Origin of the sequence: Pseudomonas sp. R84 (assembly GCF_009834515.1) — a bacterium.
Lineage (GTDB): Bacteria > Pseudomonadota > Gammaproteobacteria > Pseudomonadales > Pseudomonadaceae > Aquipseudomonas.
On the sequence record NZ_CP019426.1, the window covers coordinates 6047523 to 6064596 of the forward strand.

Genomic DNA, 17074 nt, shown 5'->3' on the forward strand with positions numbered 1-17074 from the left:
CTTCAAGGAATTCCCCATGAACATCTGCGGCATCGAAATCAAAGGCAGCGAAGCGATCATCGCCGTGGCCGCTCTCGACGGTTCGACCCTGAGCCACATTCCCCTTGCCACCAAGAAGATCGCCCTCGAAGACGATGACGAAGCGGCAAACGTTAAGCTCTTTGCGGCGCAGGTGGCGTCGTTTGTGCGGGAGAATTCGGTTGACCGGATTGCGATCAAGAAACGCAGCAAGAAGGGTGAGTTTGCCGGTGGGCCGACGACGTTCAAGATTGAAGGGATTTTGCAGCTGCTGGATGGGTGTGAGGTGACATTGTTGTCGCCGCAGACGATCAATGCGCAGGCGAAGAAGCATAATTTTGAACTGCCGGGGACGTTGAACAAGTATCAGCATGAGGCTTATAAGGCGGCGTGTTCGGCGCTGCTGAAGAAGTAACCCGATCAAACTGTAGGAGTGAGCCTGCTCGCGATGACGAAGTGTCAGTCGACATCAGTGTTGTCTGACTTACCGCTATCGCGAGCAGGCTCACTCCTACAGGGGTTTTGGGTGCATCCAATTCAGGCCTGTGCGGTACGGCGGTCTTCGCGCGGGCAGCGGGCGAAGCGTGCGCGGTAGCTGCGGGTGAAATACGACGGTGATTCGAAGCCGCAGGCGATGCTGACTTCGAGCACGCTCATGTCAGTCTGGCGCAGCAGCTGTCGGGCCTTTTCCAGCCTTAGCCGCAGATAGAAATTGCTCGGTGTGTCGTTCAGATGCAGCCGAAACAAGCGCTCCAGTTGCCGTCGCGTGACCTTGATCGATTCCGCCAATTGCAGCGTGGTCAGCGGCGGTTCGCTGTGCTGCTCCATCTCGCCGATCACCTGCACCAGTTTCTTGTTGTTGATCCCGTAACGCGTAGCAACTTCCATACGCTGGTGGTCTTTGCGCGGGCGAATCCTCCCCAGCACAAACTGCTCACTGACCTGAATCGCCAGCTGCGGCCCATGGGCCTGAGCGATCAAATCGAGCATTAAATCAATGGAAGCGGTGCCACCCGCCGAGGTGATCCGTCGACGGTCGATCTCGAACAATTCCTGGGTCACGCTGAGCTGTGGATAAGATTCCTTGAAGGCATCGATCGCTTCCCAGTGCAGGGTCAGGCGATGGCCCTCAAGCAACCCGGCTTCGGCAAGGACAAAGCTGCCCGTGTCAATGGCGCCCAGCGTCACGCCATCGTTATCCAGCCGCCGCAGCCAATGTTCCAGCACCGGCGTGGCAAATTTCAGCGGCTCAAACCCGGCCACCACCAATAACGTCGCGCCTTTTTTCAGCGGCTCCAGCGCTGCATCGGCGTTGACCGACATGCCATTGCTCGCCAGCACCGCCCCGCCATCAGCGCTCAACACGTGCCAGCGATACAACTCGCCACGAAAGCGGTTGGCCACGCGCAGCGGTTCGATCGCGGAGATAAAGCCAATGGCGGAGAAGCCGGGCATCAGCAAAAAGTAGAAATCCTGGGACATGGGCGCCCTCGGTCGGCGGGTAGCGTGGGATGTTGATACGCCGATTGTCGTCAGCGTTCAAGCGCACAGGTCGCTACAGTGCAAATGCCAGTCGCCGCAGTGCGTTTTCACAGGCGCATAGCTGCGTAACTTGGCATCACCGGCGCATCAGACGCCGGGAACCACAATAAACCACCTGCCGAGGAACCCGACATGAAACGACTGATCAGCAGCTGTGTTCTTGCACTCAGCGGTACCGCTTTCTTGAGCGCCAGCGTCATGGCGGCCGAACCCGCCTCGTGCCAGAACGTGCGCATGGGCGTGGTCAACTGGACCGACGTGATCGCCACCAGTGCCATGACCCAGGTCCTGCTCGACGGCCTCGGCTACAACACCAAACAAACCAGTGCGTCCCAGCAAATCATCTTCGCCGGGATCCGCGATCAGCGCCTGGACCTGTTCCTCGGTTACTGGAACCCGCTGATGACCCAGACCATCACCCCGTTCGTCGACGCCAATCAGGTCAAAGTCCTCGAAGCGCCAAGCCTGAAAGATGCCCGTGCGACCCTCGCCGTGCCGACTTATCTGGCCGACAAGGGCCTGAAAACCTTCGCCGACATCGCCAGGTTTGAAAAAGAACTGGGCGGCAAGATCTACGGCATCGAACCGGGCTCGGGCGCCAACACGCAGATCAAGGCAATGATCACCAAGAACCAGTTCGGCCTCGGCAAGTTCCAGCTGGTCGAGTCCAGCGAAGCCGGCATGCTCGCCGCCGTCGACCGCGCCGTGCGCCGCAAGGAAGCCGTGGTGTTCTTCGGTTGGGCGCCGCACCCGATGAACGTCAACGTGCAGATGACTTACCTGACCGGCAGCGACGATGCCCTTGGTCCGAACGAAGGCATGGCCACCGTGTGGACGGTGACCGCGCCGAAATACGCTGAGCAGTGCCCGAACGTTGGCCGTCTGCTGACCAACCTGACGTTCACCGCCGAAGACGAGAGCCGGATGATGCAACCGCTGCTCGACCACAAGGACGCCTTCGAATCGGCCAAGCAATGGCTCAAGGATCACCCCGAAGACAAGCAGCGCTGGCTGGAAGGTGTGACCACGTTCGATGGCAAACCGGCGGCTGAAAATCTTCAGCTGACCAGCAAATAACCGCCACCCTCACCCTAGCCCTTTCCCGTTGGGAGAGGGAACTGAACGACGCTTCGCAGCCCGGCAAAGGGCTGCGGACAGACCCATCACGCCTGAAGGAAACCGCACCATGAACCACGACGTCATCATCACCTGCGCACTCACCGGTGCTGGCGACACGACCGCCAAGAGCCCGCACGTGCCGGTCACCCCGAAACAAATCGCTGCCGCCGCCGTTGAAGCAGCCAAGGCCGGCGCCACCGTTGTGCATTGCCATGTGCGCGATCCGCAGACCGGCAAGTTCAGCCGTGACGTGGCGCTGTACCGCGAAGTGATGGAGCGCATCCGCGAGGCCGACGTCGACATCATCGTCAACCTGACTGCCGGCATGGGCGGCGACCTGGAAATCGGCGCCGGCGAGAAACCGATGGAGTTCGGCCCGAACACCGATCTGGTCGGCCCGTTGACTCGTCTGGCGCACGTTGAAGAGCTGTTGCCGGAAATCTGCACCCTCGATTGCGGCACGCTGAACTTCGGCGATGGCGACACCATTTACGTCTCCACACCGGCGCAACTGCGTGCCGGCGCCAAGCGCATCACCGAGTTGGGCGTGAAGGCCGAGCTGGAGATTTTCGACACCGGTCACCTCTGGTTCGCCAAGCAGATGATCAAGGAAGGTCTGCTCGATAACCCGTTGTTCCAGCTGTGCCTGGGCATCCCGTGGGGCGCGCCGGCGGATACCACCACCATGAAAGCCATGGTCGATAACCTGCCAGCCGACGCGGTATGGGCCGGCTTTGGCATTGGCCGGATGCAGATGCCGATGGCTGCGCAAGCGGTGTTGCTGGGCGGCAACGTACGGGTCGGGCTGGAGGACAACCTGTGGTTGGACAAAGGCGTGCTGGCGACCAACGGCCAATTGGTCGAGCGCGCCAGCGAGATCCTCAGCCGCCTCGGCGCCCGCGTGCTGACCCCGGCTGAGGGCCGCAAGAAAATGGGCCTGACCCAGCGCGGCTGACCTATCCCAAAAACGAGCCTGACTGGCCCCACTTTTAACCTGTAGGAGCTGCCGAAGGCTGCGATCTTTTGACTTTGATTTTTAGAAGCAAGATCAAAAGATCGCAGCCTTCGGCAGCTCCTACAGGGATCACCTTACTCGGGAAAAATCCAATGAGCTTTATCACCGAAATCAAAACCTTCGCCGCGCTGGGCAGCGGTGTCATCGGTAGTGGCTGGGTGGCCCGTGCCCTCGCCTATGGCCTCGACGTGGTGGCCTGGGATCCGGCGCCCGGCGCCGAAGCAGCACTGCGCAAACGCGTGGCCAATGCCTGGGGGGCGCTGGAGAAAAACGGTCTGGCGCCGGGCGCTTCGCAGGATCGCCTGCGCTTTGTCGCGACTATCGAAGAGTGCGTGCGCGATGCCGATTTCATTCAAGAAAGCGCCCCGGAACGTCTGGAGCTGAAACTTGATCTGCACAGCAAAATCAGCGCCGCAGCCAAGCCCAATGCGTTGATCGGTTCGAGTACGTCGGGCCTGTTGCCGAGCGAGTTTTACGAGAGTTCAACGCACCCGGAACGCTGCGTGGTCGGCCACCCGTTCAACCCGGTTTATCTGCTGCCTTTGGTAGAGGTAGTCGGCGGCAAGAACACCGCGCCGCAAGCCATTCAGGCAGCAATGAAAGTCTACGAATCCCTCGGCATGCGCCCGTTGCATGTGCGCAAGGAGGTGCCGGGGTTTATTGCCGACCGCTTGCTCGAAGCGCTATGGCGTGAAGCGCTGCACCTGGTCAACGACGGTGTCGCCACCACTGGCGAAATCGACGATGCGATCCGCTTTGGCGCCGGTCTACGCTGGTCGTTCATGGGCACATTCCTGACCTACACCCTGGCCGGTGGTGATGCGGGAATGCGCCACTTCATGTCGCAATTCGGCCCGGCGTTGCAGTTGCCGTGGACCTATCTGCCGGCGCCGGAGCTGACTGACAAGTTGATCGATGACGTGGTCGATGGCACCAGCGATCAGCTCGGCCGTCACAGTATTTCGGCGCTGGAGCGCTATCGTGATGATTGTTTGCTGGCTGTGCTGGAGGCGGTGAAGACCACCAAGGAGAAGCATGGGATGGCGTTCAGCGAGTGATATGTCTGCCGTGACATTGCAGCCCTCACCCTAGCCCTCTCCCAGAGGTAGAGGGGACTGACCGCGCTGATTGTTCGAGTTACGCCGACTTGCACCATCGAGCCGAACTCAGGACTCGAAAAGCTCGAAAATTTGCTCCCTTTCCCCCTCGCCCCCTTGGGGGAGAGGGCTGGGGTGAGGGGGTAGCTCTTGATCTTAACGACCCGCCCACTGCCGGAACCCAAACCATGCCCAACCTCACCACCTACCAAACCAGAATCATCCCCGACTGGGTCGACTACAACAGTCACCTGCGCGACGCCTTTTACCTGCTGATTTTCAGCTACGCCACCGACGCCCTGATGGATCGCCTCGGCATGGACAGCAACAACCGCGAAGCCAGCGGCCATTCACTGTTCACCCTCGAATTGCACCTCAATTACCTGCACGAAGTGAAGCTCGACACCGAAGTCGAAGTACGCACGCAAATCATTGGCCACGACAGCAAACGCCTGCACCTCTATCACAGCCTGCACAAGGTCGGTGAGGATCAGGAACTGGCCGGCAATGAACAAATGCTCTTGCACGTCGACCTCGCCGGCCCGCGCTCGGCGCCGTTCAGCGCGGACACCCTGAGCCGCCTGCAAAGCATCGTCGCCGAGCAGAAAGACTTGCCTGCTCCCGCTTACATCGGCCGCGTCATCGCGCTGCCGCCTGCAAGGTAAATCCATCGATCGCAAGGAGCCGCCATGAACACCGCTGCCGCTGTTGCCGATTTCCGTACTTATCCGTTGATCAGCGCGCTCGGTGGCGTGCAGAGCCTGGCGGATCGTGTTGCCATTGAATGGGCTGACGGGCGCATCAGCCCGTTCCACCATGTCTGGTTGCGGGACAACTGCCCGTGTCCACAGTGCGTCTACAACATCACCCGCGAACAGGTCTTCGAGATTGTCGATGCCACTGAAGACCTCAAACCTGCTGCCGCGCATATCGATACCCACGGCTGCCTACGCATCGACTGGCAGGACGGTCACCTCAGCCGTTTCGATCCGGGCTGGTTACGCGCGCACGCCTACGACGATGAATCCCGCGCCGAACGCTTGGCCGCCAAGCCCAAGCCTTATCTTTGGCGTAGCGATTTGCAGTTGCCGGTGTTCGAATACGTGGCACTGATGAACGATAACGCCGCGCTGCTGCAATGGCTGCTCGCCGTGCGCGACATCGGCCTGACGCAAGTGCGCGGCGTACCCAGCGAACCCGGTTCACTGACACTTATCGCGCAGCGCATTTCCTTTATCCGCGAAAGCAACTTCGGCGTGCTGTTCAACGTGCAATCCAAGGCCGATGCCGACAGCAATGCCTACACCGCTTTCAATTTGCCGTTGCACACTGATCTGCCGACCCGTGAGCTGCAACCGGGGCTGCAATTTCTGCATTGCCTGGTAAATGACGCCGAGGGTGGCGAGAGTATTTTTGTCGACGGATTTTCGATTGCCGATGCGTTGCGCAGTGAGGACCCGGCAGCGTTTCAGGCGCTGTGTGAAATCCCCGTGGAGTTTCGCAACAAGGATCGCCATAGCGACTATCGCTGCCTGGCGCCGATCATTGCTTTGGATGCCTTGGGACGAGTGGCGGAAATTCGCATGGCGAACTTTTTGCGTGGCGCATTTGATACCTCGGTGGAGCAGATGTCGGTGTTGTATCGGGCGTATCGGCGGTTTATCGCGATGACGCGCGAGCCACGATTCCGGCTGCTACAGCGGCTCAATCCTGGAGAGTTGTGGTGCTTTGATAATCGCCGCACGCTGCACGCGCGCAATGCCTTTGACCCGGCCACCGGAGCGCGGCACTTCCAAGGCTGCTATATCGATCGGGATGAGTTGTTATCGCGGATTCTGGTGCTGCAACGCTAAACCATAAAAAGATCGCAGCCTTCGGCAGCTCCTACATTGGAATGCGTTCCCTGTAGGAGCTGCCGAAGGCTGCGATCTTTGCTTTTATAAGCAGGCAAAAAAAGCCCCGATACCAGCCGTGACTGGTTCGGGGCTCAAGCTACTGTTGAGGAGCTGCCGTGCGAGGGTGACCAAACCTTCGTGTTGCAAGCTGAGTTCAGTGTGCCCACTCCCTTGAGCGGCGAGTTAGCCGAAAACGACCTGTTCATAGCCGTCGCAGCCACTGCGACAAAACGCCCTTGCCGTGCCCCGACGTGGCTACCAGAATCGAGCCACGACCTCCGTTACCGAAGAAGGATGCGCGTCATGATGTATGCCGATTTGATCGATCAGGAAGATTTGCTGGGCCAGCTCAAAGCGTTGGGTATTCAAGTGCCCAGTGGCACGACCGCCGATCAGGCCTGCCAGTGCGCGGTGCGCGGTCTGGATAATGTTCGCGCGTTTGAACTGCGCAAAATGGTCAAGGATATGTACACCAGCGGCGCCAGCATTCAGCCGGCGGTACGTCAGGCGATCGACAAACAATTACTGCCGGCATTGGCGGACTACCAGCAAAGCCATAGCGCCTGACAGCAGATCAAAAGATCGCAGCCTTCGGCAGCTCCTACATTGGAACGCATATCCCTGTAGGAACTGCCGCAGGCTGCGATCTTTTGCCTTACAGCCTTACGCTGGCAAACGTCGATTCATTACGCGCCTGACTCAACGCCGACATCGGCCCCGACAGCGGCGACATCACGATGGCCTGCGGCAGCGGCAGCATCGCCACTTGCTGGGTGGTGTTGGAGCCTACTCGCTCGTCCCGCGGCGGAATGCCGAAGTATTCGCGGTAGCACTTGGAGAAGTGCGGCGTCGAGACAAAACCACACACCGACGCCACTTCGATGATCGACATCGGCGTCTGCTTGAGCAACTGCCGGGCGCGGATCAGACGCAGCTTCAAGTAGTAACGCGACGGCGAGCAGTGAAGGTATTTCTGGAACAACCGCTCCAGCTGTCGACGCGACACGGCGACGTACACCGCCAGTTCGTCGAGGTCGATCGGCTCTTCGAGGTTGGCTTCCATCAGCGCGACGATTTCCTGCAGCTTCGGCTGGTTGGTGCCGAGCATGTGCTTGAGCGGCACGCGCTGGTGATCCTGTTCGTTGCGGATGCGTTCGTAGACGAACATCTCCGAGATCGCGGCGGACAGTTCACGGCCGTGATCGCGGCTGATCAGGTGCAGCATCATGTCCAGCGGCGCGGTGCCGCCGGAGCTGGTGAAACGGTTACGGTCGAGGGTAAACAGACGCGTACTCATCGCCACGCGCGGGAAAGCTTCCTGCATCGCCGCCAGACATTCCCAGTGCACGCTGCAATCGAAACCGTCGAGCAGGCCGGCGCAAGCCAGTGCCCAACTGCCGGTGCACACGGCGCCGAGGCGCTTGGACTGACGCGCCTGGCTTTGCAGCCAGGAAACGTGCTCACGGGTAACGGTGCGTTGAATGCCGATACCGCCGCAGACAATCACGGTGTCCAGTGGCGGGGCTTTGTGCATGGAAGCGTCGGGAGTGATTTGCAGACCGTCACTGGCCCACACCTGGCCGCCATCGACGGTGAGGGTGCTCCAGCGATACAGCTCGCGACCGGACAATTGGTTGGCCATGCGCAGAGGTTCTACTGCGGAGGCCAGAGAAATCAGCGTGAAATTGTCCAGCAGCAGAAAGCCGATGGATTGAGGCGCACGGTTCTGGGGTTGGGCCCCGGAGTTGAACGACGTCATCGCGGTATCTCCTCACACAAAGCGGGTGATGGCCTCAGGCGGAGGCTCTTGTTATTGCCAGCGTTCTCGCGTGGGAGACGGGCTTTGTTATGACAGAGCAATTGCCATGCCTAAAATTGGATGGCCGTTCAATAACTCCTGAAAACGACGTCGCGACGTGTCTATTCGAGACGTCCGACGAAAGGTATTTCGAAGTGCCATCAGCGTCGGTGAAAGCCCTGCCCCGCAGCGTGTGAGCAAATCGGTAGCACTTGTGGGAACTGGCCTGCGTGCAGTTTGTGGGGAGTGTCACCGCAGGCACGGGTGACGGACGGTAGGGATGCAGATCATATGTAACAGGTGGGAAAGACTCTTATCTGTTTGCGACGCGCTAAAAGGTGGCGTGATTTATTGTCTGTGTTCACTTGATGAGCAATTTTGACTGGTCTGACGCTATCGCGAGCAGGCTCACTCCTACAGGGGAACGCGTTCCAAATGTAGGAGTGAGCCTGCTCGCGATTGAGGCGACTCGGTCTCAGCACTCAACCGCACTGACCGCCAGGCCACCCCGCGAGGTCTCCTTATATTTGTCATGCATGTCAGCGCCGGTATCACGCATGGTGCGGATCACCCGGTCCAGCGAGATAAAGTGCTGACCATCGCCGCGCAACGCCATCTGCGCCGCGTTGATCGCCTTTACCGCGGCAATTGCATTGCGCTCGATGCACGGCACTTGCACGAGGCCACCGACCGGATCGCAGGTCAGCCCGAGGTTATGTTCCAGGCCAATCTCCGCCGCGTTGCACAACTGCTCCGGTGTAGCGCCAAGAATCTCCGCCAGCCCCGCCGCCGCCATTGCGCACGCTGAACCGACCTCACCCTGACAGCCAACCTCAGCGCCAGAGATCGAAGCATTCTTCTTGCACAGAATCCCCACCGCCGCCGCACCCAGGAAGTAGTCGACCACATTGGCGTCCGTCACCGCTTCGCTGAACTTCATAAAATAGTGCAGCACCGCCGGAATAATTCCCGCCGCGCCATTGGTCGGCGCCGTGACCATGCGCCCGCCAGCCGCGTTTTCTTCATTAACCGCGAGGGCGAACAGGTTGACCCACTCCATGGCGCTGAGCGTCGAGCCGATCACATTGGGCTTACCCAGTTCCTGCAGGCTGCGATGCAACTTCGCCGCACGCCGGCGCACATTCAAACCGCCGGGCAGGATGCCTTCGTGCTTGAGCCCCTGCTCGACGCAATCCTGCATCGCCCGCCACAGCTTCATCAGACCGGTGCGAATCTCTTCTTCACTGCGCCAGACCTTTTCGTTGGCCATCATCAGTTCGGCAACGCGCAGGTTATTGTTCTTGCACAGCTCCAGCAGCTCGACCGCACTGGAAAAGTCATAAGGCAATTCAGTGCGATCCAGATCGACCACGCCGCTGGACGCCTGCGCTTGATCGACGACAAAGCCGCCCCCCACCGAGTAGTAAGTGTCGCGGTGCAGTTCGCCGTGATCGCCCTCGGCAACAAGGGTCATGGCATTGGGATGGAACGGCAGGTTCTCATCGATCAGACGCATGTCCCGAGCCCAGACAAACGGCACCGATAAACGACCATCCAGGAAAAGCGTGTGGGTTTCGCGCAGCGCCTGAATGCGCGGGCCGATTTGCGACGGGTCGATTGCGTCCGGCCACTCGCCCATCAGCCCCATGATCACCGCGTTGTCGCTGCCGTGACCAATGCCCGTGGCTGACAGCGATCCGAACAGTTGCACTTCTATACGGCGCACCTGTTCCAACTGGTGCTTGTCGCGCAGCGACTCGACGAACAACGCCGCGGCGCGCATCGGCCCGACGGTGTGGGAACTGGACGGGCCGATGCCGATTTTGAACAGGTCGAAAACGCTGATAGCCATTGCTGCAGAGCTCCTGAGGATACCGGTCCGGGACGCAAAAGCGCCCGCTGGCGGAGCTGCTACGCTCAAGCTGCGTTCCGCCGGAATGCCCGCATCATCAGGCTTTTGTCGGGACGCACGGCGTCTGACACCGACGCACTCATGTCCACCAGCGCCGCGCCGTTTTCGCCCCGGTTTTTCGACGTTTTTGTGCGGTTCAGATGGCCATTCGGGGCAGAAAAAAGCTGTAAACGACGTCACTGACACTGGATGCGACCATCCCTGTACTGGATACGACCCCCCCTGTAGGCGTCAGATTTTCACTGGTACATGATCGTTATGACTCGATTGCAAGGCGCCGTGACAGAGCTGTCTCCAGAACGCCATCCAACCGCAACCTATAAGTGCGGTGGTCCACAGTCGGAACACTGCCAAAAAAAACACCAAGGAGTCCATCCATGAAAGGTTCCCCATCGTTGTTGTTGGCCGCCATGCTGAGTCTGCCGTTACTGGCGCAAGCTGCAGAACCGGCGCAGTGCAGTACCGTTAACTTCTCTGATGTCGGCTGGACCGACATCACCGCCACCACCGCCACCACCTCCGTAGTCCTCAACGCCCTCGGCTACAAGACCAAGACCACCATGATCTCCGTGCCCGTGACCTACAAGTCGCTGGCCGACGGCAAGAACATGGATGTGTTCCTCGGCAACTGGATGCCGACCATGGAAAACGACATCAAGGCTTACCGCGATGCCGGCACTGTGGAAACCGTGCGCACCAATCTCAAGGGCGCCAAGTACACCCTCGCCGTGCCGCAAGCCCTGTATGACAAAGGTCTGCATGACTTCGCCGACATCGCCAAATTCAAGAAAGAACTCGACGGCAAAATCTACGGCATCGAGCCTGGCAACGACGGTAACCGTCTGATCCAGAGCATGATCGACAAAGACGCCTTCGGCCTGAAGACCGCGGGTTTCAAAGTCGTCGAATCCTCCGAAGCGGGCATGCTCTCGCAGGTTGACCGCGCGCAAAAACGCGACACCGCCGTGGTCTTCCTCGGCTGGGCGCCGCACCCGATGAACAAGCGCTTCAAGATTCAATACCTGACCGGTGGCGATGATTTCTTCGGCCCCGATTTCGGTGCGGCGACCGTGGCAACCAACACCCGCAAGGGTTACGCCGCGGAATGCAGCAACGTCGGTCAGTTGCTGAAGAACCTGGAGTTCACCGTCGACATGGAAAGCGAACTGATGGGCAACATCCTCGACGACAAGATGAAGCCTGACGCGGCCGCCAAGGCCTGGCTGAAAAAGAATCCACAAGTGCTCGATACCTGGCTCGCTGGCGTGACCACCATTGACGGTAAACCTGGCCTGGAGGCCGTGAAAGCCAAGCTTCAGTAATCGCTTATGCCGGGTGGGCTCGCCCACCCGGGCTGTTTATTTCCTTGCATGCGGACGTTCACTACCATGCTGATTGATCAGAAAATACCTTTAGGCCAGTACATCGCGGGCTTCGTTGAATGGTTGACGCAACACGGCGCCAACACCTTCGACGCAATCGCCGTGACCCTGGAAACGATGATCCACGGCGTGACGTTTGCGCTGACCTGGTTCAACCCACTGGTCTTGATTGGCCTGATCGCCCTGCTCGCGCACCTGATCCAGCGCAAATGGGGATTGACCGCTTTCGTGATCGCCTCCTTCCTGCTGATCCTCAATCTGGGGTACTGGCAGGAAACCATGGAAACCCTCGCCCAGGTCATGTTCGCGACCCTGGTCTGCGTGGTCATCGGCGTGCCGCTGGGCATCGTCGCTGCGCACAAACCGATGTTCTACACTGTCATGCGTCCGGTACTCGATCTGATGCAGACCGTACCGACCTTCGTTTACCTCATTCCTACCCTGACCCTCTTCGGGCTGGGTGTGGTCCCGGGCCTGATCTCTACGGTGGTGTTCGCCATCGCTGCGCCGATCCGCCTGACCTACCTGGGCATCCGCGATGTCCCGCAAGAACTGATGGACGCCGGCAAAGCCTTCGGCTGCTCGCGTCGCCAATTGCTCTCACGGATCGAACTGCCTCACGCCATGCCGAGCATCGCAGCCGGCATCACCCAGTGCATCATGCTGTCGCTGTCGATGGTGGTGATCGCCGCACTGGTGGGCGCCGACGGACTCGGCAAACCGGTGGTCAACGCACTGAACACTGCTGATATCGCTCTGGGCTTCGAAGCGGGCCTGGCGATCGTACTGCTGGCGATCATGCTCGACCGTATCTGCAAACAACCCGACGCCAAAGTAGGGGGTGACGCATGAGCATAATTCGCTTCGAAGACGTTGACGTAATCTTCTCCAAAGATCCGCGCGAGGCACTCAAGCTGCTCGATCAGGGCATGACCCGCAACGAGATCCTGAAGAAGACCGGACAGATCGTCGGTGTGGAAAAAGCCACGCTGGACATCAACAAAGGCGAGATCTGCGTGCTGATGGGCCTGTCCGGTTCCGGCAAGTCGAGCCTGCTGCGCTGCATCAACGGACTCAACACCGTGAGCCGCGGCAAGTTGTTCGTCGAGCATGAAAACCGCCAGATCGACATCGCCTCCTGCACCCCGGCCGAGCTGAAAATGATGCGCACCAAACGCATCGCCATGGTGTTCCAGAAGTTCGCCCTGATGCCGTGGTTGACGGTGCGCGAGAACATCAGTTTCGGTCTGGAAATGCAGGGTCGCCCGGAGAAGGAGCGCAAGAAACTGGTCGACGAAAAACTCGAACTGGTTGGCCTGACCCAATGGCGCAACAAGAAGCCTGACGAACTCTCCGGCGGCATGCAGCAGCGTGTCGGTCTGGCGCGGGCGCTGGCGATGGACGCCGACATTCTGCTGATGGACGAACCGTTCTCGGCGCTCGACCCGCTGATCCGTCAGGGTCTGCAGGATGAACTGCTGGAGCTGCAACGCAAGCTCAACAAGACCATCGTGTTTGTGAGTCACGACCTTGATGAGGCGCTCAAATTGGGTAGCCGCATCGCGATCATGAAAGACGGCCGGATCATCCAGTACAGCGTGCCGGAAGAGATCGTGCTGAACCCGGCGGACGACTATGTGCGCACCTTCGTCGCACACACCAATCCGCTCAACGTGCTCTGCGGCCGCAGCCTGATGCGCACACTGGACAAGTGCAAACGTATCAACGGTTCGGTGTGTCTCGATCCGGGCGGCGATTCGTGGCTGGACCTGGCCGAAGGCAACACCATCAAGGGCGCGCGGCAGAATGGTTCGGTGCTGAACCTGCAGAACTGGGCACCGGGACAAGCGGTGGAAGGGCTAGAGCGCAAGCCGACACTGGTGGACTCGAACATCGGTATGCGCGATGCGCTGCAGATTCGTTATCAGACCGGCAACAAGCTGGTGCTGCACGATGACAATCATGTGGTGGGGATCCTGGGCGACAGCGAGCTGTATCACGCGCTGTTGGGCAAGAACCTCGGTTAAGGCGGGATAAAAAAAGGGATCGCGGTGAGCGATCCCTTTTTTATTGGGTCAGGGAAAAGCCCCTCATCGGAACGCCGCCCGCCTAGCCCTCTCCCGGAGGGAGAGGGGACTGACCGAGTTGTACTTTCGAGCTACACCGACCTGAGAAATCGAATCGAACTCAGGTCTTGAAAAGCCCCCGATCTGCTCCCTTTCCCCCTCTCCCTTGGGGAGAGGGTTGGGGTGAGGGGGCTTTTGACTTTAGCTGTACACCCGGCCAAGGAGCTGCCGATGGCTTTCAAACTGATCGAGCACATCGCGTGTGATCTGATCCTGCGTGAAGCCCATCAGGTCGTAATCCTGGCTGCCGTTGTGCAGATAAACTTCAGCGCGGTAGTAACGCTGGCGCGCTTCATCGGACTGCGCCGATTCGGTCGGGGTCGCCAGATAGCCGTCAAGGCTCACTTCGTAAACGAAAGGGTTGCCCTCTTCCATCTCGACGCGCACGCCCATGCAGCGTTTGGATTTACCCAACAGCGTCTGCACTTGCAGACCCTGCGCACGCATCTGCGCGGTGGCATCTTCCAGCGCCGGGCTGACTTGCTTGTCCATGAAGCGCTGCACTACCGATTGGCTCGGTTGCAGGTCCAGTTGCGTCAGACGCTCGCTGAAACCACGACGACCGCGCTCCGCCAGTTGCGCCTGCTCCTGTTCGATCTGCACGTCCTGGCGCATCGCCTTGTGCAGGCCGAACATGAAGAACACCAGCACCACCGAGAACGGCAGACCGGCCAGCACCACCATGGTTTGCATGGCTTCGAAGTTACCGGCAAACAGCAGACCGATGGTCACCAGGGTGATCACCACCGACCAGAAGATCCGCAGCCAGTGCGGCGCATCTTCGTCGACGTTGCCGCCCTTGCAGGACAGATTCGCCATCATCACCGCGCCGGAGTCGGCCGGGGTCAGGAACAGCACGAAGCCAACAAAGATCGACACACCGATGACGACTTTCGACGCCGGGTAGTGTTCAAGCAATTGATAGATCGCCATCGACGGCTGTTCCAGCGCCGTCTTGCCGAGCTCCACCGCGCCATGGTTCATCACCAGATCCAGTGCCGAGTTACCGAAGATCGACAGCCAGGCCAGTGTGAAGCCCAGCGGAATCAGCAGCACGCCAGCCACCAGCTCACGGACGGTACGACCACGGGAAATACGCGCGATGAACATGCCGACGAATGGCGCCCAGGAAATCCACCACGCCCAGTAGAACAGAGTCCACAGGCCCATCCAGCGCTCGGACTTGGCGTTGTCGCCTTCGTACACATAAAGGTCGAAGGTTTTCAGCACGATGCCATTGAGGTAGTCACCGATGTTTTGCACGAAGCCGTTGAGCAGGTGCAAGGTCGGGCCGAACAGCAGGACGAAAATCAGCAGGCCGCTGAACAGCACGATGTTCAGGTTGGACAGACGACGGATGCCGTTTTCCACGCCGGACACGGCAGCGATGGTCGCCACGGTACTCATCACGATGATCACGATCAGCAGATTGGTGTTGCTGTGTTCCATGCCGAACAGGTTTTCCAGACCCGACGACACTTGCAGCGAACCAATCCCCAGGTTCGTCACCAGACCCAGCAGGGTCACGAACATGCCGAAGCCGTCCACCGCGTGACCGGCCGCGCCCTTGACCCAACGCTCGCCCACCAGCGGATACAGCGCCGAGCGCAACGCCAGCGGCTGGTTATGACGGTAAGCAAAATACGCCACGGCCAGACCGACCAGTGCATAGATCGCCCAGCCATGCAGGCCCCAATGCAGGAAGGTCAGCTGTACCGCCTGACGCGCGGCCAGGTTGCTGGCCGAGGCGCCTTCCGGCGGATTGAAGTAGTGATCCAGTGGCTCGGACGCGCCGAAGTACAGCAGCGAAATACCGATACCCGACGAGAACAGCATCCCCGCCCAGGCGCCGTAACTGAAATCCGGGGTGTCGTCCTTGCTGCCCAGTTTGAGTTTGCCGTAAGAGGAAAACGCCAGGCCCACCACAAACACCAGATAGGCGGCGATGACCACCATGTAGTACCAGCCGAAGCTGCGCGACAACCAGGCCTGAGCGATACCCAACAGTCTGCCGGCCTCTTGCGGGGCGATAATCAGAATGGCGGTCAACAACAGAATCAGCGCGGTAGAGGTGTAAAACACCCAACCGTTGACCGTCACCTTCTCGGGCGGGGTCTTTATAAGCGAGGCAGAACTCATGGCACAAATGCTCCAGGCAGTGCGAGAGAAGAACACAAGGCAACACGGAACCCGACCAATCGGTTAGTTGGCAGCCGACCGGCGGGTGATATAAAGACACCCCGAAAAATGCCCGAACCTGCCGAAATGGCGCTGCGAATCGCTTTCGTGGCCGAAGGTGGACGGACGTTCATCCGAAACCTGGCCCTGAGCGTCTTGCCCTTTCAACACGTCCATCGAATCGCGAACCGCGCCATGCCCCATAAAGGTTTCGAGCATTTTCGGATGTCGGTTTTATCGCCACTTACACGTAGGAAAAATCTGTAGGCAGCGACGATTTGTCGCAGATCTTATTCTTTGTTGATTGAACGTTCAATCAAAACAAAATAGACTGGCCGTCAATCCGATAGGCGTCATTCGTCGCTCGGAAGGCCTAAGGAGATGTGCAAGATGCCCAAGGTCGGTATGCAACCCATCCGCCGCCAACAACTGATCGAAGCCACTTTGCAGGCGGTCGATCAGGTCGGAATGGGGGACGCCAGCATTGCGCTGATCGCCCGTTTGGCCGGTGTCTCGAATGGCATCATCAGTCATTACTTTCAGGACAAGAACGGCCTGATTGCCGCCACGATGCGGTATCTGATGACCGCCCTCAGCGAGAGCGTCACCGCGCGCCGGCAGGCGCTGGCAGATGACAGCCCACGGGCGCATCTGCAGGTGATCATCGAAGGCAACTTCGACGCCAGCCAGGTCAATGGCCCGGCAATGAAAACCTGGCTGGCCTTCTGGGCCACCAGCATGCACCAGCCGTCTTTGCACAGGTTGCAGCGGATCAACGATCACCGTCTGTATTCCAACCTGTGCTGTCAGTTCCGCCGTGTGTTGTCGCTCGAAGATGCGCGCAGCGCAGCGCGGGGGCTGGCAGCGTTGATTGACGGCTTGTGGTTGCGCGGCGCTTTGTCGGGAGACGCTTTCGACACGGCGCAGGCGCAACAGATCGCTTACGAATACATGGATTTCCAATTGGCCAAGAAGGTGAGCTAGAGCACACA

The 17074-nt window shown here is 59.5% G+C and carries 16 protein-coding genes; 11 read left to right on the forward strand and 5 right to left on the reverse strand.

The window, feature by feature from the left end; genetic code table 11:
- The first annotated feature begins 16 nt into the window (after positions 1-16).
- The gene (locus PspR84_RS26820; protein WP_116028358.1) at positions 17-433 is read left to right on the forward strand and encodes a DUF3010 family protein; all 417 of its coding nucleotides are present in this window, start codon (positions 17-19) and stop codon (positions 431-433) included.
- Between the two features lie 122 nt (positions 434-555).
- Here the strand turns inward: PspR84_RS26820 and PspR84_RS26825 are convergent, their stop codons facing one another.
- A complete protein-coding gene (locus PspR84_RS26825) occupies positions 556-1500 on the reverse strand; it encodes a GlxA family transcriptional regulator (RefSeq protein ID WP_160059708.1) in 945 nt (314 codons plus the stop codon).
- 192 nt (positions 1501-1692) lie between these two features.
- On the opposite strand from PspR84_RS26825, the gene PspR84_RS26830 reads away from it, so the two are divergent.
- From PspR84_RS26830 to PspR84_RS26855, 6 genes are all read left to right on the forward strand, one after another.
- A complete protein-coding gene (locus tag PspR84_RS26830) occupies positions 1693-2637 on the forward strand; it encodes a choline ABC transporter substrate-binding protein (protein ID WP_160059709.1) in 945 nt (314 codons plus the stop codon).
- A 109-nt stretch (positions 2638-2746) separates the two neighbouring features.
- On the forward strand, positions 2747-3634 hold the full coding sequence (locus PspR84_RS26835; protein ID WP_122612398.1) for a 3-keto-5-aminohexanoate cleavage protein: 888 nt from the start codon (positions 2747-2749) through the stop codon (positions 3632-3634).
- Between the two features lie 152 nt (positions 3635-3786).
- Entirely contained in the window at positions 3787-4752 is a 966-nt protein-coding gene (locus PspR84_RS26840; protein WP_160059710.1) for an L-carnitine dehydrogenase, read from the forward strand.
- Positions 4753-4979: 227 nt separating this feature from the next.
- Positions 4980-5456, forward strand: a complete 477-nt coding sequence (locus PspR84_RS26845; protein ID WP_160059711.1) for a thioesterase family protein — start codon at positions 4980-4982, stop codon at positions 5454-5456.
- Between the two features lie 24 nt (positions 5457-5480).
- A complete protein-coding gene (locus PspR84_RS26850) occupies positions 5481-6644 on the forward strand; it encodes a gamma-butyrobetaine dioxygenase (protein ID WP_160059712.1) in 1164 nt (387 codons plus the stop codon).
- Between the two features lie 345 nt (positions 6645-6989).
- Positions 6990-7253, forward strand: a complete 264-nt coding sequence (locus tag PspR84_RS26855) for a hypothetical protein (protein WP_160059713.1) — start codon at positions 6990-6992, stop codon at positions 7251-7253.
- Between the two features lie 88 nt (positions 7254-7341).
- On the opposite strand, the gene PspR84_RS26860 is transcribed toward PspR84_RS26855, so the two are convergent.
- Both PspR84_RS26860 and PspR84_RS26865 read right to left on the reverse strand, forming a co-directional pair.
- Entirely contained in the window at positions 7342-8445 is a 1104-nt protein-coding gene (locus PspR84_RS26860) for a GlxA family transcriptional regulator (RefSeq protein WP_007949927.1), read from the reverse strand.
- Between the two features lie 514 nt (positions 8446-8959).
- The gene (locus PspR84_RS26865; RefSeq protein WP_160059714.1) at positions 8960-10336 is read right to left on the reverse strand and encodes an L-serine ammonia-lyase; all 1377 of its coding nucleotides are present in this window, start codon (positions 10334-10336) and stop codon (positions 8960-8962) included.
- A 437-nt stretch (positions 10337-10773) separates the two neighbouring features.
- Here PspR84_RS26865 and PspR84_RS26870 point away from each other — a divergent pair, with 437 nt between their 5' ends.
- The 3 genes from PspR84_RS26870 (at position 10774) to choV (ending at position 13805) form a co-directional block, all read left to right on the forward strand.
- Positions 10774-11718, forward strand: coding sequence for a choline ABC transporter substrate-binding protein (locus tag PspR84_RS26870; RefSeq protein ID WP_064119194.1), 945 nt, complete (start codon positions 10774-10776; stop codon positions 11716-11718).
- A 66-nt stretch (positions 11719-11784) separates the two neighbouring features.
- Complete coding sequence (gene choW / locus PspR84_RS26875) at positions 11785-12630, forward strand: choline ABC transporter permease subunit (RefSeq protein ID WP_016983941.1); 846 nt, start codon at positions 11785-11787, stop codon at positions 12628-12630.
- On the forward strand, positions 12627-13805 hold the full coding sequence (choV, locus tag PspR84_RS26880) for a choline ABC transporter ATP-binding protein (RefSeq protein ID WP_064119193.1): 1179 nt from the start codon (positions 12627-12629) through the stop codon (positions 13803-13805). Before choW ends, choV begins: the two co-directional genes overlap by 4 nt.
- Before the next feature lie 240 nt (positions 13806-14045).
- Here the strand turns inward: choV and betT are convergent, their stop codons facing one another.
- Positions 14046-16043, reverse strand: a complete 1998-nt coding sequence (gene betT, locus PspR84_RS26885) for a choline BCCT transporter BetT (RefSeq protein ID WP_160059715.1) — start codon at positions 16041-16043, stop codon at positions 14046-14048.
- Positions 16044-16106: 63 nt separating this feature from the next.
- Entirely contained in the window at positions 16107-16301 is a 195-nt protein-coding gene (locus PspR84_RS26890) for a hypothetical protein (protein ID WP_160059716.1), read from the reverse strand.
- A gap of 171 nt (positions 16302-16472) precedes the next feature.
- Here PspR84_RS26890 and betI point away from each other — a divergent pair, with 171 nt between their 5' ends.
- Positions 16473-17066 carry a transcriptional regulator BetI gene (gene betI, locus PspR84_RS26895; protein WP_007918292.1) on the forward strand — a complete coding sequence of 198 codons (594 nt, stop codon included), beginning with the start codon at positions 16473-16475 and terminating at the stop codon, positions 17064-17066.
- The last annotated feature ends 8 nt before the right edge of the window (positions 17067-17074 follow it).